General features: G+C 71.2%; 21 protein-coding genes. 16 read left to right on the forward strand and 5 right to left on the reverse strand.

Going from position 1 to position 24232, the window contains the following annotated elements; genetic code table 11:
* Positions 1–104 precede the first annotated feature (104 nt).
* The 4 genes from ACESM1_RS16550 (at position 105) to ACESM1_RS16565 (ending at position 4345) form a co-directional block, all read left to right on the forward strand.
* A complete protein-coding gene (locus ACESM1_RS16550; RefSeq protein ID WP_372621872.1) occupies positions 105–1196 on the forward strand; it encodes a TRAP transporter substrate-binding protein in 1092 nt (363 codons plus the stop codon).
* Between the two features lie 69 nt (positions 1197–1265).
* Complete coding sequence (locus ACESM1_RS16555; protein WP_372621874.1) at positions 1266–1748, forward strand: TRAP transporter small permease subunit; 483 nt, start codon at positions 1266–1268, stop codon at positions 1746–1748.
* Complete coding sequence (locus ACESM1_RS16560) at positions 1745–3313, forward strand: TRAP transporter large permease subunit (RefSeq protein WP_372621876.1); 1569 nt, start codon at positions 1745–1747, stop codon at positions 3311–3313. Before ACESM1_RS16555 ends, ACESM1_RS16560 begins: the two co-directional genes overlap by 4 nt.
* A 66-nt stretch (positions 3314–3379) precedes the next feature.
* Positions 3380–4345, forward strand: a complete 966-nt coding sequence (locus ACESM1_RS16565) for an SDR family NAD(P)-dependent oxidoreductase (RefSeq protein ID WP_372621878.1) — start codon at positions 3380–3382, stop codon at positions 4343–4345.
* 4 nt (positions 4346–4349) lie between these two features.
* Here ACESM1_RS16565 and ACESM1_RS16570 read toward each other — a convergent pair whose 3' ends face one another.
* Both ACESM1_RS16570 and ACESM1_RS16575 read right to left on the reverse strand, forming a co-directional pair.
* The gene (locus ACESM1_RS16570; protein ID WP_372621963.1) at positions 4350–4730 is read right to left on the reverse strand and encodes a YkvA family protein; all 381 of its coding nucleotides are present in this window, start codon (positions 4728–4730) and stop codon (positions 4350–4352) included.
* Positions 4723–7023: a heavy metal translocating P-type ATPase gene (locus ACESM1_RS16575; protein WP_372621880.1), complete on the reverse strand. Its 2301-nt coding sequence runs from the start codon at positions 7021–7023 to the stop codon at positions 4723–4725. Before ACESM1_RS16575 ends, ACESM1_RS16570 begins: the two co-directional genes overlap by 8 nt.
* A 435-nt stretch (positions 7024–7458) precedes the next feature.
* Between ACESM1_RS16575 and pnp the strand changes: the two genes are divergently transcribed.
* Complete coding sequence (pnp, locus tag ACESM1_RS16580) at positions 7459–9714, forward strand: polyribonucleotide nucleotidyltransferase (RefSeq protein WP_372621881.1); 2256 nt, start codon at positions 7459–7461, stop codon at positions 9712–9714.
* 123 nt (positions 9715–9837) lie between these two features.
* Complete coding sequence (locus ACESM1_RS16585) at positions 9838–11238, forward strand: NAD(P)H-dependent flavin oxidoreductase (RefSeq protein ID WP_372621883.1); 1401 nt, start codon at positions 9838–9840, stop codon at positions 11236–11238.
* A gap of 52 nt (positions 11239–11290) precedes the next feature.
* On the opposite strand, the gene ACESM1_RS16590 is transcribed toward ACESM1_RS16585, so the two are convergent.
* The gene (locus ACESM1_RS16590) at positions 11291–11740 is read right to left on the reverse strand and encodes a hypothetical protein (RefSeq protein WP_372621884.1); all 450 of its coding nucleotides are present in this window, start codon (positions 11738–11740) and stop codon (positions 11291–11293) included.
* Between the two features lie 197 nt (positions 11741–11937).
* On the opposite strand from ACESM1_RS16590, the gene ACESM1_RS16595 reads away from it, so the two are divergent.
* From ACESM1_RS16595 to arsJ, 5 genes are all read left to right on the forward strand, one after another.
* Positions 11938–12672 carry a winged helix-turn-helix domain-containing protein gene (locus ACESM1_RS16595; protein WP_372621886.1) on the forward strand — a complete coding sequence of 245 codons (735 nt, stop codon included), beginning with the start codon at positions 11938–11940 and terminating at the stop codon, positions 12670–12672.
* Complete coding sequence (locus tag ACESM1_RS16600) at positions 12665–14227, forward strand: ATP-binding protein (protein WP_372621888.1); 1563 nt, start codon at positions 12665–12667, stop codon at positions 14225–14227. Before ACESM1_RS16595 ends, ACESM1_RS16600 begins: the two co-directional genes overlap by 8 nt.
* Positions 14228–14305: 78 nt before the next feature.
* Positions 14306–15163 carry a metalloregulator ArsR/SmtB family transcription factor gene (locus tag ACESM1_RS16605; RefSeq protein ID WP_372621890.1) on the forward strand — a complete coding sequence of 286 codons (858 nt, stop codon included), beginning with the start codon at positions 14306–14308 and terminating at the stop codon, positions 15161–15163.
* Between the two features lie 20 nt (positions 15164–15183).
* Positions 15184–16224: an ArsJ-associated glyceraldehyde-3-phosphate dehydrogenase gene (locus ACESM1_RS16610; RefSeq protein WP_372621891.1), complete on the forward strand. Its 1041-nt coding sequence runs from the start codon at positions 15184–15186 to the stop codon at positions 16222–16224.
* A 4-nt stretch (positions 16225–16228) separates the two neighbouring features.
* Positions 16229–17539, forward strand: coding sequence for an organoarsenical effux MFS transporter ArsJ (gene arsJ, locus ACESM1_RS16615; RefSeq protein WP_372621893.1), 1311 nt, complete (start codon positions 16229–16231; stop codon positions 17537–17539).
* Here arsJ and ACESM1_RS16620 read toward each other — a convergent pair.
* Entirely contained in the window at positions 17536–18903 is a 1368-nt protein-coding gene (locus tag ACESM1_RS16620) for an MFS transporter (RefSeq protein WP_372621894.1), read from the reverse strand. The two genes, arsJ and ACESM1_RS16620, sit on opposite strands and share 4 nt — an antisense overlap.
* Positions 18904–19015: 112 nt before the next feature.
* Here ACESM1_RS16620 and ACESM1_RS16625 point away from each other — a divergent pair, with 112 nt between their 5' ends.
* The 5 genes from ACESM1_RS16625 (at position 19016) to ACESM1_RS16645 (ending at position 23608) form a co-directional block, all read left to right on the forward strand.
* Complete coding sequence (locus tag ACESM1_RS16625) at positions 19016–19615, forward strand: TetR/AcrR family transcriptional regulator (protein ID WP_372621895.1); 600 nt, start codon at positions 19016–19018, stop codon at positions 19613–19615.
* Positions 19616–19642: 27 nt separating this feature from the next.
* Positions 19643–20323, forward strand: a complete 681-nt coding sequence (locus ACESM1_RS16630; protein ID WP_372621897.1) for a glutathione S-transferase family protein — start codon at positions 19643–19645, stop codon at positions 20321–20323.
* The gene (locus ACESM1_RS16635) at positions 20317–20997 is read left to right on the forward strand and encodes a haloacid dehalogenase type II (protein ID WP_372621899.1); all 681 of its coding nucleotides are present in this window, start codon (positions 20317–20319) and stop codon (positions 20995–20997) included. The genes ACESM1_RS16630 and ACESM1_RS16635 overlap by 7 nt, the downstream gene beginning before the upstream one ends.
* Positions 20998–21102: 105 nt before the next feature.
* A complete protein-coding gene (locus ACESM1_RS16640; protein ID WP_372621901.1) occupies positions 21103–21894 on the forward strand; it encodes a class II glutamine amidotransferase in 792 nt (263 codons plus the stop codon).
* 106 nt (positions 21895–22000) lie between these two features.
* Positions 22001–23608, forward strand: a complete 1608-nt coding sequence (locus ACESM1_RS16645) for an ABC transporter substrate-binding protein (protein ID WP_372621903.1) — start codon at positions 22001–22003, stop codon at positions 23606–23608.
* Positions 23609–23695: 87 nt separating this feature from the next.
* Here ACESM1_RS16645 and ACESM1_RS16650 read toward each other — a convergent pair.
* Positions 23696–24232, reverse strand: a 537-nt coding sequence (locus ACESM1_RS16650; RefSeq protein ID WP_372621904.1) for a carbohydrate-binding domain-containing protein, incomplete at its 5' end; no start/stop codon positions are given.

Here is a 24232-nt window from a genome sequence, read left to right on the forward strand (position 1 = left end):
CCCGCCGCACCTGTCCGCTTGCGCCGCTTCGCCGCTTGCGACAAGAACGTTGCAGGCATCGCCGGGCTGGACCGGCGGGCTGGCGGAACGAGAGGGGAAGGCGGATGAGGCGTCGTGGATTCGTGTCGGGGGCGGCCGCGGGTGGCCTCGCCTCCGCCGCGCTGGCAGCGCCGGCGCTTGCGCAGGGGCGGATCGAGTGGCGGATGGTCACGCTCTGGCCGCGCAACCTGCCGGGCCCGGGTGTCGCCGCGCAGAAGGTGGCGGACCGGATCGGCGCGGTGACGGCGGGGCGCATCACTGTCCGGGTATACGCCGCCGGCGAGGTGGTGCCCGCCCCCGGCGCCTTCGACGCGGTGGCGGCCGGCACCGCCGACCTCTACCACGGCGTCCCCTCCTTCTGGATCTCCAAGACGCCGGCGATCGGCTTCTTCGGCAGCTTTCCCTTCGGCATGACCGTCTATGAGCGGCAGGCCTGGATGATGCATGGCGGTGGCCAGGCGCTGTACGACGAGGCCTATGCGAAGTTCGGCGTGAAGCCCTTCAACACCGGCGACAGCGGGCCGCAGTGGTTCGGCTGGTTCCGTCGCGAGATCAACTCCGTCGAGGATTTCCGCGGCCTGCGGTTCCGCACCGCCGGCCTGGGCGGCGAGATGTTCCGCCGCGCCGGCGCCTCGGTGGTCGCCCTTCCCGCCGGGCAGATCTTCGCCGCGCTGCAATCCGGCACCATCGACGCCGCCGAGTTCCTCGGTCCCTTCAGCGACGCGCCGCTCGGCCTGCATCAGGTGACCAAGAACTACTACTACCCTGGCGTGCAGGAGCCATCTTCGGCCGAGGAGATCGGCATCAACATGGGGCGCTGGAACGCGCTGCCGGACGACCTGAAGAACGCGGTGCGCTTCGCCTGCCAGTCGGTGGCCGAGGAGATCACCACCGAATACGACGCGATGCACCCGCGCGCGCTGGCGGAACTCGTCGCCCGGCACGGCGTCACGCCGAAGGAGGTGCCGCGCGACGTGCTGATCGCGCTCGGCAACTCGGCGGGCGAGATCCTGGCGGAGTTCCGCGCGCATCAGGATCCGCTGGTGAAGCGCGTGGCCGACAGCTACGCGGAGTTCCGCAACCGCAGCCAGGCCTACATGCTGCAGACCTATGCGGGCATCTTCTCCGCACGCGCGCTGCCGATCCGCTGGGGCTGAGCGCTGCACGCCCTGCTACGCCTGGCAGAAGCGCATGACGCCGCGAGCCGTTGGCTGGCGCGCGGCGTCATGTGGCTGGCGCTCGCCACCGTGCTGGTGCAGTTCGCGGTGGTGGTGCTGCGCTACGCCTTCGCCTCCTCCTTCGTCATGATGCAGGAGAGCGTGATCTACCTGCACGCCACGCTGTTCATGCTGGCCATCGGCTATACCTACCTGGTGGATCAGCATGTACGGGTGGACGTGCTCTATGCCGGCTGGTCGATGCGCCGGCGGGCGCTGGTGGACCTGATCTCCATCCTGGTCGCGGTGTTGCCGTTCTGTGCGCTGGTCGTCTGGGCCTCCTGGGACTATGCGGCGCGCTCCTGGGCACAGGACGAAGGGCCGATGGCGGTGGGTGGCGTGCCGCTGGTGCCGGCGCTGAAGTCGCTGATCCCGGCGATGGCGATCCTGCTCGGGCTGCAGGCGGTCTCCATCGCGATACGCTGCGTCGCGGTGCTGGCCGGCGCGGCGGAGACGCATTTCCCGCACCGCGCGCATCAGGGCGGCGCATGAGCACAGCGGCGATCGGGCAGGTCCTCGACCTGCTGATGTTCGGCGCGCTCTGCGTGCTGATCCTCACCGGGATTCCGGTGGTGTTCCTGCTGACCGGCTGCGCGATCGTGTTCGGCGCGCTCGGTGTCGCCTTCGGCGTCTTCGACACCTTCCTGCTGGCCGCGCTGGCGCAGCGCATCTTCGGAACGATGACGACGGAGACGCTGGTCGCCATCCCGCTCTTCGTCTTCATGGGCATCATGCTCGAACGCTCCCGCATCGCCGAGGAGCTGCTGGAAGCCATGGGCAGGCTGTTCGGCACGGTGCGCGGCGGGCTGGCGATCAGCGTCTCCGTCGTCGGCGCGCTGCTCGCCGCCTCCACCGGGATCGTCGGCGCCACGGTGGTGACGATGGGGCTGATGGCGCTGCCGGCGATGCTGCGGCGCGGCTACGACAAGCGCTTTGCCTGCGGCACCATCTGCGCCGCCGGGACGCTCGGGCAGATCATCCCGCCCTCGACCGTCATGGTGATCCTGGGCGAGGTGATCGCCGCGGCGTACCAGCAGGCGCAGCTCGCGCAGGGGAAGTTCTCGGTGGAGACGGTCTCGGTCGGCCAGCTCTTCGCCGGCTCGATGCTCCCGGGGCTGATGCTGGTGGGCTTCTACATCCTCTACCAGCTGGTGGTCGCCTTCCTGAAGCCGGAGCTGGCGCCCGCAATCCCGCGCGAGGAAGCGGAGCGGATCGGCACCGCCGAACTGCTGCGCGCGCTGGTGCCGCCGATGGTGCTGATCGTCGCGGTGCTCGGCTCGATCCTCGGCGGCGTGGCGACGCCGACGGAAGCCGCCGCCGTTGGCGCCATCGGCGCGACGATGCTGGCGGGGCTGCGCCAGGAAGGCCGCGCCTGGCCCATCCTGCTCGGCGCGCTCTGCGCGGTGGGCCTGGTGCTGCTGGGCGTGGCCTTCGACCTGCGGCTCGGCCGCGCCGCGCCGCCGCTGGCGGATCGCATCGCGCTCGGGGCCGCGGCGGTACTTTGCGTGGGGCTGGCGGCCGGCGTTGCCGCGGCGCTGTGGCGCACCTTCCGCGGCGGCGTGCTGGCAGCGGTCTCGCATGCCACCACCACCATCACGGCGATGATCTTCGCCACCCTGATCGGGGCGACGCTGTTCAGCCTGGTGTTCCGCGGCCTGGGCGGCGAGGAGACGGTGAAGGAACTGCTCGGCGCGATACCGGGCGGGCAATGGGGCGCGCTGCTGGCGGTGATGGCGGTGATGTTCGTGATGGGCTTCTTCCTCGACTTCGTGGAAATCACCATCATCGTCGTGCCCATCGTCGGCCCGGTGCTGCTGGCGATGGGGATCGATCCGATCTGGTTCGCCGTGCTGATCGCGCTGAACCTGCAGACCAGCTTCCTGACGCCGCCCTTCGGCTTCTCGCTGTTCTACCTCGGCGGGGTGGCGCAGAAATGGGTCGGCACCGGCGACATCTACCGCGGCGTGATCCCCTTCGTGATCCTGCAGCTGATCGCGGTCGCCACGGTGATGGCCTTCCCCGGCTTGGCGACCTGGCTGCCCGGCGTGCTGTTCTGAGCCCCTGGGGCGGCGGAACGCCAGCCGCCCCGCCGCGCTGCATGGCGACAGCACGGAGCCGCCGCCATGCCAAGCCAGACCCGCACGATCGTCATCGCCGGCGCCACATCCGGCATCGGGCTGGCGACCGCCCTGGCCTTCGCGCGCAGCGGCGCGCATCTCGTGCTGCTGGCGCGCCGCGCCGAGGCGCTGGAAGACTGCGCCAGGCGCTGCGAGGCAGCCGGCAGCCCGCGCGCGATCGCCGTCCCCGGCGACGTTGCCGATCCCGCCGCGATGCAGGAGCTCGCGCGCCGTGCGATCGCGGAGACCGGGCGCATCGATGTCTGGGTGAACATGGCCGGCGTCGGCGCCGTCGGCCGCTTCGAGGAGATCCCGCTCGAGGTGCACCGCCGCACCATCGAGACCAACCTGATCGGCGCCCTGAACGGCTGCCACGCCGCGCTGCCGCACATGCTGGCGCGCGATGCCGGGGTGATCGTGAACATGGGCTCGATCGGATCCCGCGTGCCGGTTCCCTTCGCCCCCGCCTATGCCGCCAGCAAATGGGGCGTGGCGGGGCTGACCGACTCGCTGCGGCACGAGTTCCGGTCGCGCTCGAGGGTCCAGGTTTGCGGGGTCTACCCCACAGTGGTGGACACGCCGGCCGTGGTGCACGCGGCCAACCATTCCGGCCGCGCCTTCACCGGTGGGCCGATGCTCTCGCCCACGCATGTGGCCGAGCGGATCCTGGACCTTGTCGCGCGGCCGCGGCGGGCGCTGCGGATCGGCCTGGGGCATGCCGCCGTGCCGGGCTTCTGGCTGGCACCCGAGGCGGCGGGCCGGGCCTTTGGCCGCGTCATGCGCCGCGGCCTGGACCGAGGGCCGCGCGCGCCGCGCACCAACGGAGCCGTGCTGGCGCCTATGCCGGACCGCCCCGCGACAACGCTGGGCTTGCGGACCAGGGCGCAGCATCGCCTCGCCGTGACGGCCATCGGCGCCGCGGTGGGGCTGGTGGCGCTCGGCGGCCTGCTCGCCGGGGCGCGGCGCAGCTGACCCCTCAGGCCGCGCCTCCGGGCCAGAGCCACCACAGCAGCAGGGCCGCCCCGGCGGCCCAGAGAACGACGACGGCAGCCGCGCCCGCCAGGCTGCGCGGCCGCCGTCCTGCCGCCTCGGCGGCCGCGCGACACTCGGCGAGCACCGGTGCCGGAACCAGCTTCGTCACCGCCAATATGCCGAGCGGCACGACCACCAGGTCGTCCAGGTAGCCCAGCACCGGTACGAAGTCCGGGATCAGGTCGATGGGCGAGAGCGCATAGGCCGCGACCGCGATCGCCAACGCCCTTGCGTACCAGGGAGTCGCGGGATGCCGCGCGGCGAGCCACACCGCATGCACGTCCCGCCTGATGCCGCGTGCCCAGCGCTTTGCCGCCTCAAGCATGTGAAGCAAGCCCTGCCCTCTCCACCTCGGCCGACATGCCCGCCAGCGTCTCCTCCTCCGCTGTCAGGTGCAGGCGCAGCAGCGCCTCGAGGGCGAACAGGCTCCGACGCAGTTCCGGCGCGGTCGCCTGCCAGTCACCCTCGGCCGCGAGCCGCAGCAGCATGCCGATGCGCTCGGCCAGGCCCTCGATCTCGGCATGCATGCGCAGCAGGGCGCCCATCGGATCCTGCCCGCCCAGCCGCTCTGCCGCGGCGGGATAGAGCGCGCGCTCCTCCGCCTGCTGATGCGGCACCAGTTCCGCACGCAGCCGGCGCTCCACCTCGACCAGCGCAGGCAGGGCCGCAGGCGTGGGACCGATCGCTTCCGCGCCCTCGCGCAGCGCCTCGGCGAGTTCGCGCAGCCCGGCATGCTCGGCGTGGCGTTCGGCAAGGCCGGCCGCGGCCGGCAGGCTGGCCGGCGCCTCCTCCTCGGGTCCCGGCCGCAGCGCGGTGAGCGCGAAGAGGATGGCGAAGACGTCGATCGCCTCCTGCACCAGCGCGCCGGCCAGCGGGGCGAGGTACCCCGCCGCCGCAACGCCCATCGCCAGGCCCGAGAGGCCCATGCCGAGCAGGATCGCGCGCAGCGCCACGCTCCGGGCGCGACGCGCGATCGCCACCGCCTCCGCCACCCGGTCCACCCGGTCCACCAGCAGCACCACGTCGCCGGCCTCGGCAGCCGCGGCGGTGCCGTGCGCGCCCATGGCGATGCCGACGTCGGCCGCAGCCAGCGCCGGTGCGTCGTTCACGCCGTCGCCGACCATAGCCGTCGGCGCGGCCTCGGATTCCGCGCGAACGGCGGCAATCTTGTCGTCCGGCGCCTGCTCTGCCAGCACGGCGTCCAGGCGCAGGGCACGGCCGATCGGCGCGGCGGCGGCAGCGCGGTCGCCGGTGAGCAGCACGATCCGCCGCACGCCGAGGGCGCGCAGCCGCCGCACCGCGCGCGGTGCCTCCTGCCTTAGGCCATCGGCCATGACGAAGGCGGCGACCGCGCGACCATCCATCGCCAGCCAGGCGACCGACCCGGCGGCGGCGGCGACCTGCGCGGCGACGCCGAAACCCTCCTCCGCCCGGATGCCCGCCGAGCGAAGAAAGCCCTCGGCGCCGAGCAGCAGCGTATGGCCTTCCACCGTGCCGGTGACGCCGCCGCCGGCGACCTCCGCGACGCTTTCCGGCATCGGCAGCGCGACGCCGCGCGCCACTGCCGCCGCGACCAGCGCCGCCGACACCGGATGGGTGGAGCCCTGCGCGAGCGCGGCACCGAGGCGCAGCGCCTCGGCCCGGCCAAGCGCCGGATCGGCATCCAGAGCGGCCAGGCGCGGGCGGCCGGGCGTGAGCGTGCCGGTCTTGTCGAACAGCACGGTACGCACGCGCGCCAGGCGCTCCAGCGCGCCGCCGCCCTTGACCACGATGCCGCGCGTAGCGGCCCGGCCGATGCCCGCCACCAGCGCAACCGGGGCGGCGAGGATGAGCGGACAGGGGGTGGCCACCACCAGCACCGCCAGTCCACGAACCGGATCGCCGCTCAGCAGCCAGGCGCCGCCCGCCACCGCGGCGGTGAACGCGACGAAGCCCACCGCCCAGCGATCCGCCAGCCGCACCAACGGCGCACGCGCCGCCGCGGCCTCCTGCGTCAGCCGCAGGATGGCGGCATAGGTGCTGCCGGCGGCATCCTGGGTGGCGCGCAGGCGGAAGGCGTGGCCGGCATTCACCCCGCCGCTGCGCAGCCGCGCGCCAGGGGCGAACTCCACCGGCAGCGATTCGCCGGTCAGCGCGCTTTCGTCCAGCGTGGCGGCGCCGTCCTGCAGCACGCCATCGGCCGGTACGGTCTCGCCGGGGCGGATCAGCAGCAGGTCGCCGGGGCGGATCTCCGCCACGCCGATGTCCTCGATCGCCTCGCCGGCGATGCGGGAGGTGCGGCGCGGCGCGCGGGCGACGAGGTCGGTCAGTGCGCGGGTGGCACGGCCCTCGGCCCAGGCTTCCAGCGCCTCGCCGCCGGCCACCATCAGGCCGATCACCGCCGCGGCCGCTTCCTCCCCGAGCAGGACGGCGCCGAGGATGGCAGCCAGCGCCACCGCATCCACGCCGATCCGACCACCGAGCAGCGACCGCACCAGGCCGACCGCGACATGCGCAGCCACCGGCAGGGCCGCGGCCGCCCAGGCCCAGGAGGCCAGTTCCGAGCGCCCGCCCAGGGCCAGCGCGCCACCCAGGGCAAGTCCGGCCAACACCCAGCCGAGAAGCAGGTATCGTCGCATCGTCCCATATAGCCGCCTCATCCGCCCCAGCGCGTTGCCCTGTATCAAGGCCGGAGGCCAGCGGGACCTTTTCTACTGGCCATTCCGCGGCGGAGCGCCTAGATAGGCTCCGGGCTGGCCTTCGATTCGGGGTGCGGCCTACGCTGCGATGGCAGCGGGTCCGAGCAGTCCGTGGCGTCCGAGCAGGGACGATGGCGGCGTTTCCGGCCACATGGGCTCCCTTCTGGGGTGGCGATCCCGGCATTGTCCGGGCGCTGCCTTCCCATGCCGCCCGAGACGCTGTGCATCCCCCTTCGGGCATTCCCCAATCCCAGGGGACGGCGCCACAGCTCCCGGTTCCCCGCGTCGTCGTGTTTTCGGCCGTCCGCATGGATTCCATGCGGCGGCACGCTGTCATGGCCGCGCGCATCCGGCGCCGGCCGAGAAGGACGACGCATGTTCGACAAGTACTTCCGCAAGGAAATCTCCTGGGGCGGCCAGCTCCTGGTCCTGGAGACCGGGAAGGTTGCCCGTCAGGCCGATGGCGCGGTAATGGCCCGCCTCGGCGACACCATCGTGCTCTGCACCGCGGTGGGCAGCCGCAGCGTGAAGCCCGGCCAGGATTTCTTCCCGCTGACGGTGAACTACCAGGAGAAGGCCTTCGCCGCGGGCAAGATCCCCGGCGGCTTCTTCAAGCGCGAGGGCCGTCCCTCGGAGGCCGAGACGCTGATCTCCCGCCTCATCGACCGACCGATCCGCCCGCTGTTTCCCGATGGGTTCCGCAACGAGGTTCAGGTGGTCGCGACGGTGCTGTCGCATGACCTGGAGAACGACCCCGACATCGTCGCGATGGTCGGCTGCTCCGCCGCGCTGACGCTCTCGGGCATTCCCTTCTTCGGCCCGATCGCCGGTGCCCGCGTGGGCTATGTGGATGGCGGCTACGTGCTGAACCCCACCCTGGCGCAGCGCAAGCAGAGCCAGCTCGACCTCGTGGTCGCCGGCACCGCCGAGGGCGTGCTGATGGTGGAATCCGAGGCGCAGGAGCTCTCGGAAGAGGTGATGCTCGGCGCCGTGGAGTTCGGCCACAAGGCCTTCCAGTCGGTCATCCAGGGCATCATCGAGCTGGCCGAGGTGGCCGCGAAGGAGCCCTGGGCGCTGCCCGAGCCCTCCGAGGCGGAGAAGACGCTCAAGGCCCGCATCGCCGAGCTCGGCCGCGCGCCGATGGCCGAGGCCTACAAGATCGTCGAGAAGCTGGCCCGCCAGAACGCGGTCGGTGCCGCGAAGAAGGCCGTGGTCGCCCAGCTGGAGGCCGAGGGCGTCGATGCCGGCGCCGCCAAGGGCCTGCTGAAGGAGCTCGAGGCGGACGTGGTCCGCAACGCGATCCTCGACACCGGGCTGCGCATCGACGGCCGCGACACCAAGACGGTGCGCCAGATCACCGCCGAGGTTGGCGTACTGCCGCGCGCGCATGGCTCGGCGCTGTTCACCCGCGGCGAGACGCAGGCCTTCTGCGTGGCGACGCTCGGCACCGGGCAGGACGAGCAGATCATCGATGCGCTGGCGGGCGAGTACCGCGAGCACTTCATGCTGCACTACAACTTCCCCCCCTACTCGGTGAACGAGACGGGCCGCATGGGCTCGCCCGGCCGGCGTGAGGTTGGCCATGGCAAGCTCGCCTGGCGCGCGATCCGCCCGCTGCTGCCGGAGAAGGAGAAGTTCCCCTACACGATGCGCATGGTCAGCGAAATCACCGAGAGCAACGGCTCCTCCTCGATGGCGACGGTCTGCGGCACCTCGCTGTCGCTGATGGATGCGGGCGCGCCGCTGAAGCGCCCCTGCGCCGGCATCGCGATGGGCCTGATCAAGGAGGATCGCGGCTTCGCGGTGCTGTCGGACATCCTCGGCGACGAGGACCATCTCGGCGACATGGACTTCAAGGTGGCCGGGTCGGAGCAGGGCATCACCGCCCTGCAGATGGACATCAAGATCACCTCGATCACCTTCGAGATCATGAAGATCGCGCTCGGCCAGGCGAGGGACGGGCGACTGCACATCCTCGGCGAGATGGCCAAGGGGATCAGCGGGGCGCGCGGCGACGTGGCCGCGACCGCGCCGAGGATCACCGTGATCAACATCAACAAGGACAAGATCCGCGACGTGATCGGCTCCGGCGGCAAGGTGATCCGCGAGATCACCGAGCAGACCGGCACCAAGATCGACATCGACGACGACGGCACCATCAAGGTGGCGGCGACGACGATCGAGGCGGCGCAGAAGGCGATCGACTGGATCCAGGGCATCGTCGCCGAGCCGGAGATGGGCAAGATCTACAACGGCAAGGTGGTGAAGACCGCCGAGTTCGGCGCCTTCGTGAACTTCCTCGGCGCCAAGGACGGCCTGGTCCATATCAGCGAGCTCGCCAACGAGCGGGTGCAGAAGACCACCGACCTCGTCAAGGAAGGCGATGCGGTGAAGGTGAAGGTCATCGGCTTCGACGACCGCGGCAAGGTGAAGCTGTCCATGCGGGTCGTGGACCAGGCCACCGGCGCTGACATCACCGAGCAGGTCGGCGCCCGCCGGCCGCGCGAGGATGGCGAAGGCGGCGGTGGCGACCGGGGCGACCGTGGGCCGCGCCGCGAGCGCGACCGCGGCGACCGCCCCTATCGTCCGCGTCGCGAGGGCGGCGGTAACGACCGCGACGCGGCCGAGTAACACCGCGAAACTGTAGGCGTGCCGCCGGGGCCTCCCAAAAGGCTCCGGCGACGCCATATTGCTGCGATACGCGCCGGGTCCGCCCGGCAGAGTCACCTGGACAGTCACCGGAGCATAGAAGCGTTGAAGGCGATCAACCCGATCCGCATGGGCGGTGTCGAGGTGCTGCCCCTGGTGGAAGGCGGCAAGGGCGTTGCGGTGTCCAACGGCGCCACCTGCGGCGGCTGGGCCACCGGCGGCGGCGTCGGCACCTTCTCGGCCGTCAATGCCGACAGCTACGACGCCGAGGGCAACGTCATCCGTCAGGTCTATCACGGCCGCACCCGACGGGAGCGGCATGAGGAGCTGGTTGCCTACGGCATCGCCGGCGGCATCGCCCAGGCGCAGGAGGCGCATGAGCGCTCCGGCGGGACGGGGCGCATCCACATGAACATCCTGTGGGAGATGGGCGGCGCCGAGCGCGTGGCGCGCGGGATCCTGGAAGGTGCCAAGGGCCTGGTTCACGGCGTCACCTGCGGCGCCGGCATGCCCTATCGCCTGGCCGAAGTCGCGCGCGACTTCGGCGTGCACTACTACCCCATCATCTCCTCCGCCCGCGCCTTCAGCGCGTTGTGGAAGCGTGCCTACAGCAAGACGCGCGAATGGATGGGCGGCGTGGTCTATGAGGATCCCTGGCTGGCCGGCGGGCACAACGGCCTGTCCAACAGCGAGGATCCGAAGCGGCCGGAGGATCCCTTCCCTCGCGTGCTCAAGCTGCGCCAGCAGATGCGCGAATTCGGCCTGGGCGACGTGCCGATCATCATGGCCGGCGGCGTCTGGTGGCTGGAGGAATGGGAGGACTGGATCGACAATCCCGATCTCGGCCCGATCGCCTTCCAGTTCGGCACCCGCCCGCTGCTGACGAAGGAAAGCCCGATCAGCGAGGCGTGGAAGCAGCGCCTGCTGACGCTCAAGCCCGGCGACGTGCTGCTGCAGCCCTTCTCACCGACCGGCTTCTATTCCTCGGCCGTGCGCAACGAGTTCCTGCGCGAACTCGAGGACCGCAACGAGCGGCAGGTTGCCTATACCAGCGAGCCCATCGGCGACCACATTTCCGAATACGGCGTCGGCCCGCGCAAGCGGCCGGTCTGGGTGACGGCGCACGACCACGCCCGGATCAACCAATGGGAGGTCGAGGGCTTCGTCGAGGCGATGCGCACGCCCGACAACACGCTGATCTTCGTGACCCCGGAGAAGAGCCGGGAGATCGTAAAGGACCAGATCGACTGCATGGGCTGCCTTTCGGCCTGCCGCTTCTCCAACTGGTCGCAACACGAGCCGGACTACTCCACCGGCAAGAAGGCCGATCCGCGCAGCTTCTGCATCCAGAAGACGCTGCAGGACATCGCCCATGACGGCGCGCTGGAGGACAACCTGATGTTCGCCGGGCACAATGCCTATCGCTTCGCGCAGGACCCGTTCTACTCGAACGGCTTCGTCCCGACCGCGAAGCAGCTGGTGGAGCGCATCCTCACCGGCCGTTGACGGCCGCTCGCCGCGAAGGCCCGCCCGGCACAGAGCCGGACGGGCCGCGGCATCAGTCGAACCAGCCGCCGTCGAACCAGCCGTCGTCGCGCTCGCGCTCGGCATAGCCACCACCATAGCCGTAGCCCGTATAGCCGCGGTTGTACTGGTTATAGCCACTGAAATCGGGCTCACGGTCGAAGCGCTCGAAGCGCTCGCCACCAGCATAGGGGGTGCCATAGCGCGGGGTGCGCGGGCCGTAGCCATAGTCACGGCCGTAGTAGCCACGCTGCTGGCCAGCACGTCGCTCCTCCTCGCGCCCCATCTGGTAGCCGCGGTTGAAGGTGTCGCGGTCGCGCTGGTAGTTGCGGCCCTGGCCCCAGTCGCGCCCACCGGGCTGGTCCATCGCGCCGCGGTCGTAACCGTAGGTCCAGGTCTGCTGCGCCGAAGCGGAGCCCGGTGCCATGGCACCAGCCGCGATCACGGCGGCGCCGAGCAGCGCCGCGCCGAAATTCTTCCTCATCCCTTGTCCTCCTTGCGGTGTCGGGGAGACACGGCACCGGGGGTGGATCCGGAAATCCGCGTCAGGGATAGAATCGGGCAGAATGGAGGCAGGTTTCGTCTGCGGGCGAATCATGCGCCGCCGCCACCGACCCAGCGGCGCGTGACAGGGCGGCCATCTGCTGCTTATGTCGGCCTGAAGCCAGAACGGTTCGGGGAATGGCACAGGGCGCTTCGCGCATCGCCGTGGTCGAGGACGAGGCGGACCTCCGCGAGGTCATCGTCGAGTATCTGCACGCCCAGGGCTTCGCGGCGCTACCCTGCGCCGATGGCGCCGCGCTCGACGCCGCGCTGGCCGAGGCGCCCCTGGAGGCCGTGCTGCTCGACCTCAACCTGCCGCGCGAGGGCGGGCTCTCCATCGCGCGCCGGCTGCGGGCGCTGCCGGCACCGCCCGGAATCCTGATGGTGACCGCGCTCGGCGAGGCGACGGACCGCGTCGTCGGCCTGGAACTCGGCGCCGACGACTACATCGGCAAGCCATTCGAGCTCCGCGAGCTGCTGGCCAGGCTGCGGAGCGTGCTGCGCCGCCGCCGTGCCCGCGGCGTGGCGGCCGCGCCGCCGGCGACGCGGCCTGCGCCCGCGCCGGAGGAGACGCGCTTCGCCGGGTATCGCCTGCTGCCCGCGGAGCGCCGCCTGCTCGACCGGGACGGCGCCGAGGTGCCGCTGACGCCGATGGAGTTCGACCTGCTGCAGCACCTTGCCGAGCACCCCGGCCAGGTGCTGACGCGCGAGCGGCTGCTGCGCCTCTCGCACGGCAAGCCGGCCGATCCCTTCGACCGCTCGGTGGACATCCGCATCACCCGGCTGCGGCGCAAGCTGGAAGCCGATCCCGCCAATCCCCGCCTGATCCGCACCGTGCGCGGCCAGGGCTACACCTTCGCCCCCGATGACTGAGAAGGAAGACACCGAAACCCTGCTCGCCCGCCTGACCGAGGCGGAGGCGCTGAAGCAGGGCGTGATCGACGCCGCCCTCGACGCGGTGATCACCGCCGACCGGGACTGCCGGGTGATCGGCTGGAACGCCGCGGCGGAGCGGATCTTCGGCCATCGCGCCGCGGAGATCATGGGCCGCCCGATCGGCGACACCATCGTGCCCCCGCACCACCGCGACGCGCATGAGGCCGGTCTCGCCCGCTATCACCGCACGGGCTGCCCGCACGTGCTCGGCCAGCGGCTTGAGATGGAGGCGATGCGCGCCGATGGCAGCATCTTTCCCTGCGAGCTCTCGATCCATGAGGTGAAGGCGGCGGGCAGGGTGTTCTTCACCGCCTGGCTGCGCGACCTGACGCCGATGGTGCAGGCGCAGGTCGAGCTCGCCCGGCAACGCGAGCGGCTGCACCAGTCCGAGAAGATGAGCGCGCTCGGCAGTCTGCTGGCCGGCGTCGCGCATGAGCTGAACAACCCGCTCGCGGTGGTGGTGGCGCAGACCACCATGCTGGAGACGATGGCGAAGGACAGCGCGGTGCGCGAGCGCGCTGCGCGCATCCACGCCGCCGCGGCGCGCTGCGGGCGGATCGTCAAGACCTTCCTCGCCATGGTGCGCCAGCAAGCACCGGTGCGCGTGCCGGTGGAGGCCAATGCCGCGCTGCGCGGTGCGCTGGAGCTTGCCGCGTATGGCCTGCGCTCCGCCGGCATCGCGGTGGAGCAGGCGCTCGACCCTGCCCTGCCCCGGATCCACGCCGATCCCGACCAGCTCGGCCAGGTGGCGGTCAACCTGGTGGTGAACGCCCAGGCGGTGCTGGCCGACCGGCCGGAGCCGCGGATCATCCGGCTGGAAAGCTGGGCGGAGCCGGATGGCGGCATCGGCCTGGCGGTCGAGGATAACGGGCCGGGTGTGCCGGACGATCTGCGCGAGCGGATCTTCGAGCCCTATGTCACCACCAAGCCGCTCGGCGCCGGCACGGGACTCGGCCTCGCGGTGTGCCGCAACATCCTCGGCGCGCATGGCGGCACCATCGGGCTGGAGCCCGGCCGGCTGGGCGGTGCGCGCTTCGTGGTGCGTCTGCCGCCGGACGACGCGCAGGAGGCAGCGGCGCCCGCCGCCGCGCCCGACATCGGAGCGCAGCGGCAGCGCGTGCTGGTGGTGGACGACGAGCCGGAAGTCGGCGCGGCGCTCGCCGATCTGCTCGGCCTGCACGGCATCGCGGCAGAGACGGTGCACGACATTCCGGCCGCCCTGGCGCGACTGGCGGCGAGCCGGTTCGACGCGGTGTTCTGCGACCTCAGGATGCCGGGTGGTGGTGGCGCCGCGCTCTACCGGCAGGCGATCGCGCTGCACCCGCATCTGCGCGGGCGCTTCGCCTTCGTCACCGGCGATACCGTCGCCGGCCCGTCGGCGATCGCCGCCCTCGACACGGAGCATCCGCCCCCAATTCTGGAGAAGCCCTTCGCACCGCAGGAACTGGCGGAGATCCTGCAACGCATCCACGAGCAGGCTGCGGGCGGCTGAACCGATAGGCGGCCGGGTCGTCGGCCCGTCATCGAAGATTCACGGGCAGACCTGCCTTCCTTCCATTATCCACGAATCATGGAAACGACGGCGGCCGCCATCGCCTTCGCGTCGCTCGGCCAGGAGACGCGGCTCGACCTGCTGCGCGCACTGCTTGCCGCCGGGCCGAGCGGCATGGCGGCCGGCGACATCGCCGCCCGTCTCGGGGTGCCGCCCTCCACCCTCTCCTTCCACCTGCGCGCACTGGAACAGGCCGGCCTGATCGCCGCGACCCGCCAGGGCCGCCAGTTGATCTACGCGGCGCAGATCGCCCGACTGCGCGCCTTGCTCGCCTTCCTCGTCGAGGCGTGCTGCGGCGGCGAGCCGGCGCGCTGCGGCGACCTGCACCGCCTGCTCGACACCCAAGCGGAGAGTTCCGGGATGAAACCAGCGGTCTTCAACGTGCTGTTCCTCTGCACACGCAACTCCGCGCGCTCGATCATGGGGGAGGCCATCCTGAACCAGATCGGCGAGGGGCGTTTCCGTGCCTTCTCCGCAGGATCCGCCCCCTCCCCCGACGGGCCACTGCCGGAGGTTCTGCAGCAGCTCAAGGCGCTCGGCCACGATGTCTCGGCGCTGAGATCGAAATCCTGGGATGCGTTCACCGGGCCTGATGCGCCGCGCATGGATTTCGTCATCGCGCTCTGCGACACGCTGGCCGGCCAGGTCTGCCCCGATTTCGGCGAAACCACGATCACCGCGGCCTGGCCGCTGCCGGATCCGGCGAAGTTCAACGGCAGCGCGCCGGAACGCGCGACGCTGCTGAACGAGCTGTACGCAGCGCTGCACCGGCGCCTCGGCATCTTCACCAGCCTGCCCTTCGGCGCGCTGGACCGGATGGCCCTGAAGGCGCGCGTGGATGAGCTGGCGGCGCCGCCGGCCATGGCACGCCGCTGAGCCCCATCGGGAGATCGAGGATGAAGGTCGGGATCAGCGGCATGGGCCGCATCGGGCGCCTGGCACTGCGCGCCGCAATGGGCGCGGCCGAGCGGCAGAAGGAGGATCCGCGTCGCGGCAACCGGCTGGAGGTGGTGCACCTGAACGAGATCCGTGGCGGTGCCGCCGCCTGCGCCCATCTGCTGGAATTCGACAGCGTGCAGGGCCGTTGGCGCGCGCCGATCGCGGCGGAGGAAGGCGCGCTGCGCATCGGCGACCGGCGCCTGACCTTCTCGGAGCACGCGAAGCCGGCAGAGATCCCGTGGGGTGATCTCGGCGTGGAGCTGGTGCTGGAATGCACCGGGAAATTCCTCTCTCCCGAGACGCTGCAGGGACATCTCGACCGTGGCGCGAAACGGGTGATCGTGGCGGCGCCGGTGAAGTTCGAGAGCGTGCTGAACATCGTGTTGGGCGTGAACGAGGGGCTATACGACCCCGCGCGGCACCGGATCGTGACCGCCGCCTCCTGCACCACGAACTGCCTCGCCCCGGTGGTGAAGGTGGTGCACGAGGCGATCGGCATCCGCCACGGCCAGATCACCACCATCCACGACCCGACCAACACCAACGTCGTCGTGGACGCGCCGCACAAGGACCTGCGACGGGCGCGCTCCGCGATGCTCTCGCTGCAGCCGACCACGACCGGCAGCGCGACGGCGATCGCGCTGATCTATCCGGAGCTGAAGGGCAAGCTGAACGGCCATGCGGTGCGCGCGCCGGTGCTGAACGCCTCGCTCACCGACTGCGTGTTCGAGATGGCGCGCGAGACCAGCGCGGAGAAGGTCAACGCGCTGTTCCGCGCCGCTGCCAGCGGTCCGCTCGCCGGCATCCTGGGCTATGAGGCGCGGCCGCTGGTCAGCGCGGACTACGCGCGCGACACGCGCAGCGCCATCGTGGACGCGCCGAGCACCATGGTCACGGATGGCACGCTGCTGAAGGTCTATGCCTGGTACGACAACGAGATGGGCTATGCCTGCCGCATGGTCGATCTCGCCTGCCACATGCAGGCCCTGGGGATCTGAGGGGATGAGCAGCACCGCGGCGGCGCCGGCGGGGGCGGGCATCCGCAACTATGCCATCGTCACCGCCGCCTATTGGGGCTTCACGCTGACCGATGGCGCGCTGCGCATGCTGGTGCTGCTGCACTTCTTCCGGCTCGGCTATTCGCCCTTCACGCTGGCATTCCTGTTCCTGCTCTACGAGGCGGCGGGGATCGGCGCCAACCTGATCGGCGGCTGGCTCGCCACCCGCTTCGGCATCGCGCGGATGCTGGCGGTGGGGCTGGCGACGCAGATGGCGGGCTTTCTCATGCTCTCGGCGGTTTCGCCCGGCTGGGCGGCGGCACTCTCGGTCGCCTGGGTGGTGGCGGCGCAGGGCGTCTGCGGCGTCGCCAAGGACCTGACCAAGACCGCGAGCAAGAGCGCGATCAAGCTGATCCACGATGGCACCTTCGGCGCGGCGGCCGATTCACGACTCCGGGCTTCGCCCCCCGGCGATCGGACGCCCGGCGCGGCGCCCGGGCGGCTGTTCCGCTGGGTGGCGTTCTTCACCGGCAGCAAGAACGCGATGAAGGGCGCCGGCTTCTTCCTGGGCGGGCTGCTGCTCGAATCGCTCGGCTTCCGCGGCGCACTGTGGGCGATGGCGGCAATGCTCGCGCTGGTGCTCGCCGGCGTCGCGCTCTCGCTGCCGCCGATGATGGGCCGGGCGAAGGCGTCGAGATCGGCGAAGGAGCTGTTCGCGAAGAATGCCGGCGTCAACCTGCTTGCCGCCGCGCGCGTGTTCCTGTTCGGCGCCCGCGACGTGTGGTTCGTGGTGGGCCTGCCGGTGTTCCTTTACGCCAGCGGCTGGACCTTCACGATGGTCGGCGGCTTCCTCGCGGTGTGGACCATCGGCTATGGCGTGATCCAGGCGAGCGCGCCGGCGGTGGTGCGGCGCAGCGCGGACGGGCTGTCGGCCGAGGTGCCCGCGGCACGCGCCTGGTCGCTGGCGCTGGCGCTGGTGCCGGTGGCGCTCGCGGCGATGATGCTGGCCGGCGTGCCCCGGCCGGACCTCTTCGTGCCGGCGGGTCTCTGCGTTTTCGGGGTGCTCTTCGCGGTGAATTCCTCGGTTCATTCCTACCTGGTGCTGGCCTATGCGGGCAGCGAGAAGGCGGCGGAGGACGTCGGCTTCTACTACGCCGCCAATGCCGCCGGACGCTTCGCGGGGACGCTGCTCTCGGGCCTGCTCTACGCCTGGGCGGGGCTGGAGGCGTGCCTGCTGGGCGCGGCGGCGATGCTCGCGCTGTGCTGGGCCGTGACGCTGCGCTTGCCGCTGCAACGCGAGGCCCGCACGGCCTAACGCCGGCCGCGCAGCAGCCAGATCAGCACCGCGCCGCAGAGTGCCGCCGCCAGCAGCAGGCTGCCGCGGAAGGCCCTCAGGAAGGCCTCGTCACCTGCCGTGCCACCGTTCAGCGCCGCTTCCTCCAGCGCGCCGAACAGCAGCGTCAGCAGCGACGCCGCCGCGACGATCCCGAGGGTGCGCGTCATCATCGCCAGGCTTCCCGCCACGCCGCGATCCTGCTTCGGCAACGTCGCCGTCACCGTATCGGTGTAGCTGACCTGCAGCAGGCCAAGGCCGACGCCGTGCAGCAGCAGCGCGGCAAGCAGCACGAGGAAGGGCGTGGCCTCCGCCCAGAACCCCATCAGCCCCAGGCCACCGCCGGTGAGCGCCACGCCCGCCCCAACCATCCGCGCCGCCGGGACGCGCCCGAGCAGCCAACCGCCGGCGACCGCCGCAAGCATCGTGCCGGCCGGGGAGGCCGCGAGCACCAGGCCGGCCAGGGCGGTCGGCCAACCCGCCACGCGTGCCAGGTAGTAGGGAACGAAGAGCAGCACCGCGAAGCCCGCCAGGTTCACCAGCGCGTTCGCGGCGTTCAGCCTGGCGAAGCCCGGCAGGCGGAAGACCGCCAGGGCGATGACCGGGTGCGCCGCGCGCCGGCTGCGTTGCAGGAACCCCCAGCCCGCGGCCAGCGCAAGCATGGCGAGCAGCGGCGCCCAATGGCCGCCATCGCCGAGATGGCGAAGCTGGTTGATGGCCAGCAGCGCGCTACCGATCGTCAGGGTCAGCAGCGCCGCGCCCGACGCGTCGAACGGCTCGCGTGGCGTCGTGCGCGGCGGCGCACGCAAGTCCCACAGCAGCACCAGTGCGAGCAGCACGATCGGCGCCCGGAACCAGAACACCGCCGGCCATCCCCATTGCGCGACCAGCGCTCCGCCCAGCATCGGCCCAAGCGCGGAGCCGGCGGCGAACATCAGGCCGTAGATGCCGAGCACCCTTGCCCGCAGCGCCTCCGGGAACAGCCCGGTCGCCAGCGCCGGGCCGCAGCTGATGACCAGCGCGGCGCCGACGCCCTGCAGGACGCGGCTCAGCAGCAGCCATTCGTAGCTGGGCGCGAGCGCACAGAGCAGTAGCGCGACCGCGCTCCACGCCAGCCCGGCGCGGAACACCAGCGCATGGCCGAAGATGTCGCCGAGCCGGCCGATGCCCAGCATCAGGCTGCCATAGGTCAGCACGTAGCAGATCACGAGCCATTGGATCCCGGGCAGCGCCAGGCCGAAATGCGCGGTGATCGGCGGGAAGGCGATGTTCAGCGCAGTGTCGAGCGGCACCACGAGGCTGCCGAGCCCGATCAGCACAAGGCGGCGCGCCGCGACGATGTCCATGCCTTCCAGCTTCCAGAGGCTCGGCCCCGGATGCAAGGCGCCGCGCGCCTTGCATCCCACCACGGCCGATGTATATCGTTCGCTAAACAACGAGGTAGGTTGCCCAGGACGCATGGCCCGCCCGCGCACCTTCGACGAGGATGCCGTACTCGATGCGGCGACCGACCGCTTCTGGCGGCATGGCTACGCCGCGACCTCGGTCCGCGATCTCGGCGCGGCGATGGGGCTGGCCGCACCGAGCCTCTACAACGCCTTCGGCGACAAGCACGCGCTGTTCACGCGCTGCCTCGACCGCTACCTCGACGGCGGCATGCGGGAGCGGATCCGGCGGCTGGAGGCGACGCGCACGGCCCGCGCCGCGATCGAAGCCTTCCTCGACGAGGTGGTCGCGCGTTCGCTGGAGGACAGGCGCGGCTGCCTGCTGGTGAACTCCGCGCTGGAGGTCGCGCCGCACGATCCCGAGATCGGCACGGTCATCGCCGAGCGCCTTGGCGAGCTGGAGGGCTTCTTCCTTCGCTGCATCCGCGCGGCGCAGCGCGACGGCACGGCGAACCCGGCGCATCGCGCGCATGATCTGGCGCGGCTGCTGCTGACCACGGTGCTGGGCCTGCGCGTGCTCGCGCGCGCCCGGCCCGAGCCGGCGGTGCTGCGGGGCGCCGCGCGACAGGCGCTGGCGCTGCTCGACCCGCCGGCCAAAGGACAGGACCGGTGATCCACCCGCAGCACAAGGCAGACTGAGATGCCGCTCCAGCTCTACGAACTCTGCGGCAAGGATCCGCAGCGCGTATTCAGCCCCTTCTGCTGGCGCAGCCGCATGGCGCTGGCGCAGAAGGGCCTCGAATTCGAGAGTGTCCCCTGGCGCTTCACCGAGACGCAGCGGCTTGCCTTCGCGGGCCACGACAAGGTGCCGGTGCTGGTGGACGGCGACCGCGTGGTGCCGGATTCCTGGGCCATCGCGCAGTATCTCGACGAGGCCTATCCGGCAGCGCCCAGCCTGCTGCATGGGCGGCCCTCCGCCTACCGCTTCATCGCCGCATGGAACGACAGCGTGGTGCAGCCCGGCATCGGGCGGCTGATCGTCTCCGACATCCCGCCGCTGCTCGACGAGGCGGCGCTTGGCTATTTCGTCGCGAGCCGGGAGAAGCGCTACGGCATGCCGCTGGCGCAGGTCACCGCCGACCGGGAGGCGCGGTTACCGGCCTTCCGCGCCGCGCTGCAGCCGCTGCGCCTGACGCTGGCGGCGCAACCCTTCCTGGGCGGCGAGGCGCCGGATTATGCCGACCTGATCGTCTTCGGCAGCTTCATGTGGGCGCGCTGCGTGAGCAGGTTGGCGCTGCTCGAGGCGGATGACGCGGTGCATGCATGGCGCGAGCGGATGCTCGACCTGCATGGCGGGCTGGCCCGCCGCGCGCCATGCTGAGCGGCGCCAGGGCCTGCGTCTTCGACGCCTATGGCACGCTGTTCGATTTCGCCTCCGCGGCCGCCGGCTGCGCGGGCGATCTGGGCGAGAAGGCCGGAGCGCTGACCGCGCTGTGGCGGGACAGGCAGCTGCAGTATTCCTGGTTGCGCGGGCTGCAGGGGCGCTACGTGCCGTTCTGGCAGGTCACGGGAGATGCGCTGGACTACGCGCTCGATGCGCTCGATCTCGCGCATGATGGCGCGCTGCGCGGACGGCTGATGCACCTCTATCGCACGCTCGGCACCTTCCCCGAGGTGCCGGAGGTGCTGGGCAGCCTGCGGCGGGCGGGGTTCGCCACCGCGATCCTGTCGAACGGCTCGCCGGAGATGCTTGCCAGCGCGGTTTCCGGTGCCGGGCTGGAGGCGGCCTTCGACGCTGTGCTCTCGGTGGACGAGGTGAAGACCTACAAGCCCGACCCGCGGGTCTATCAACTCGCCCCCGACCGCCTGGGCGTGCCGGTGGAGCGGATCGCCTTTGTGTCGTCCAACGCCTGGGATGCGCACGCCGCGGCCGCCTTCGGCATGCCGGCGATCTGGTGCAACCGCTATGGTCAACGCCGCGAACGGCTTCCCGGCGAACCGGAGCGGGAGATCCGGACGCTGGTCGACCTGCCGGCGCTGCTGCTGCCGCGCTGAAATTTACTGCAATTTCATGGCGATTTCGCAGCAGACCTGCCAAACCTGTGGTTGGGCTGCCAGGCGGGCTGCCCGCTCATCCAACCGATCCAGGGTGCCGCTGCGATGTGCCGCTTCCTCGCCTATCTGGGTCAGCCGATCTTCCTCGCTGACCTCGTCTGCGCGCCGGCGCATTCGCTGGTGCACCAATCCATGCACGCCGACGAAGGCAAGACGCCGACCAACGGCGACGGCTTCGGCCTGGGCTGGTACGGCGAGCGGGCGGAGCCGGGCCTTTACCGCGAGATCCGCCCCGCATGGTCGGACGAGAACCTGCGCTCGCTCTGCGAGCAGGTGCGCTCGCGGCTGTTCTTCGCACATGTGCGTGCCTCCACCGGCACCGCGACGACCCGCGCCAACTGCCATCCCTTCGGACACGGGCGGCACATGTTCATGCACAACGGACAGGTCGGCGACTATCACCGCATCAAGCGGCGCATGGAGGCGCTGATCCCCGATCCGCTCTACGACCATCGCCTGGGCACCGGCGACACGGAGGCGATCTTCCTCGCGGCGCTGGCCGATGGGCTGGACGAGGAGCCCATCGGTGCGATGGCGCGCACGCTCGGCCGCGTGCAGGCGCTGATGGATGGCACCGGCAGCACGCAGGCGCTCCGCTTCGCCGCGGCGCACAGCGATGGCGAGACGCTCACCTGCTACCGCTGGTCCTCCGACGCCAGGCCGCCGACACTGTACTGGCGCGCGCAGGATGGCGGCGTGCTCGTGGTGTCGGAACCGGTGGACGCGCGGCGTGCCGATTGGCGCCCGATCCCGCCGAACCACGTGCTGCTGGCGCGTGCGGGACAGCCGGTCGAGGTGCGGCCCTTCCTGGTGGAAGCTGTGCGCGTGGCGGCCTGACCTGTCGGTGGCCGCGCGCCGCGCTTGTCAGTATATGGAGCGATCGCTACACAATGGACCCGCATGGGCGCTCGCCCTTGCATCGGGACGCCGAGGGAGAACGAAGATGAAGGGCCGCCTTGCCCCCGCGCTGGCGATGGTCGCCACGCTGCTTGCCGGCACAGCCGCCGCACCGGCGGCGGCGCAGCCCGTCCCGCCCGAGCGCATCCTGCGCATGGTGCCGAATGCGGATCTGCAGACGCTCGACCCCATCAACACCACCGCCGGTGTGGTGCAGAGCCACGCGCACATGATCTACGATCAGCTGTTCGGCCGGGACGCCGAGCAGCGGCCGCAGCCGCAGATGGTCGGCGCCCACGGCGTCTCGCCCGATGGGCTGGTCTGGCGCTTCACGCTGCGCGATGGGCTGGCCTTCCATGACGGCGCGCCGGTGACGGCGGCGGATGTCGTCGCCTCGCTGCGCCGCTGGGGCGCGCGCGATCCGCATGGCCGGCAGATCATGGCCATCACCGCGAGCCTGGCCCCCGAGGCCGATGGCAAGACCGTGGTGTGGACGCTGCGCCGCCCGTACAGCCTGATGCTCGATGCGCTGTCGAAGCCCGCCGGCAACATGCCGGCGATCATGCCCGCGCGTGTCGCCGCGACCGATCCCTTCACCGCCATCACCGAGACCGTTGGCAGCGGCCCCTTCATCTTCGTGCGCGAAGAATGGGTACCGGGCAGCCGCGTGGTCTATCGCCGCAATCCGAACTACGTGCCGCGCAGCGAGCCGGCCTCCGGCACCGCCGGCGGCAAGCGCGTGCATGTGGACCGCGTGGAGTGGCTGAACATCGCCAATGCACAGACCGCGGTGCTGGCGCTGATCCAGGGCGAGCTCGATTTCGTCGAGAGCCCCGGCGTGGATTTCCTGCCGATGCTGCAGCAGCGCGGCATGCGGCTGGTGCGGATCAACACCCTCGGCGCGCCGGGCATGATCCGGATGAACCACATCCACCCGCCCTTCAACGACCCGCGCGCCCGCGAGGCGCTGATGCTGCTGGTGAACCAGGAAGAGATCCTGCAGGCAATGTTCCCGGACCCCGGGCTTTACCAGGTCTGCCACGCCTTCTTCGTCTGCGGCTCGCCGCAGGAGACGAATGCGGGCGTGCCGCAGGGCCTGGGCTCGCCGGCGGCGCGCGAGCGCGCGCGGCAGCTGCTGCGCGAGAGCGGCTATGACGGCAGCCCGATCGTCATCATGGACCCGACGGACAATCCGTTCGTGCATGCGGCGACGTTGGTGCTGGCGCAGCAGATGCAGCAGGTGGGCTTCCGCACCGACGTGCAGGCGATGGACTTCGCTTCCATGGCCGGACGGCGCGCCAACCGGCGGCCGCCGGCCGAGGGTGGCTGGCATATCGGGCTCACCTTCTGGAACGGGCTTGGCGCCTCCGATCCGGTGGGTAACGTGCCGATGCAGGCGAGCTGCGAGCGCGCCTGGCCGGGCTGGCCCTGCGACGCTGCGCACCAGGCGCTGATCGACGCCTTCCCCTATGCGGCCAATGCGCAGGAACGCCGCCGCATCCTGGAGGAGCTGCACGCCAGCGCCTATCGCCTGGTGCCCTATGTGCCCTACGGCCAGTGGTATCTGCCGGCGGCGCACACCCCGCGCATCTCGGGCGTGCTGGCGATGCCGGGGATCATCATGGCCTGGAACATCCAGAAGACGGCGCGCTGATCCGCAACCGTGCTGCCCGCCGCCAAGCGTGCGCGCCGCGGGCAGAAGCTCGCGGCGCTGACGCTCGACCGGCAGGGGCGCGGCTGCTCAGGCAATCATCGCGCCGTCGGTGAAGCCGAAGCCCTGGCTGCCGTTCATGCCGAAGGCGAGCGTGGCGCCGGCCAGTTCCACGCCGTTGTAGCTGGCGCCCTCGACATAGAGGTTGCGGTCGGTCTCCGGCGTGCCGGCCCAGATGTCGTTGAGGAACTGCACCTGCACCTGGTGCGCACCGGCCGCCCAGTCGCCCAGCACCGTCAGCGTGTCCGCCTGGCCGGAGGATTTCAGCGCCGAGGCCGCCAGCGTGCCGCCGATCTGCTGGCCGTCCACCCGCACCACATACTCCGCCGGGCCGAGGAACTCGTCCTGCGCGATGCGCAGCACCAGCGTGTCCGGGCCGCTGCCGACGGTGATCGCCACTGGCGTGTTCCCCGGAGGCGGCGGCGGCGGCGGAGGTGGTGGCGGCGGGGGTGACGTGCCGCCGCCGCTGCCGTCGGTGAAGCCGAAGCCCTGGCTGCCGTTCATGCCGAAGGCGAGCGTGGCGCCGGCCAGTTCCACGCCGTTGTAGCTGGCGCCCTCGACATAGAG

Origin of the sequence: Falsiroseomonas sp. (assembly GCF_041690465.1) — a bacterium.
In the GTDB taxonomy this organism is placed as follows: domain Bacteria; phylum Pseudomonadota; class Alphaproteobacteria; order Acetobacterales; family Acetobacteraceae; genus Falsiroseomonas.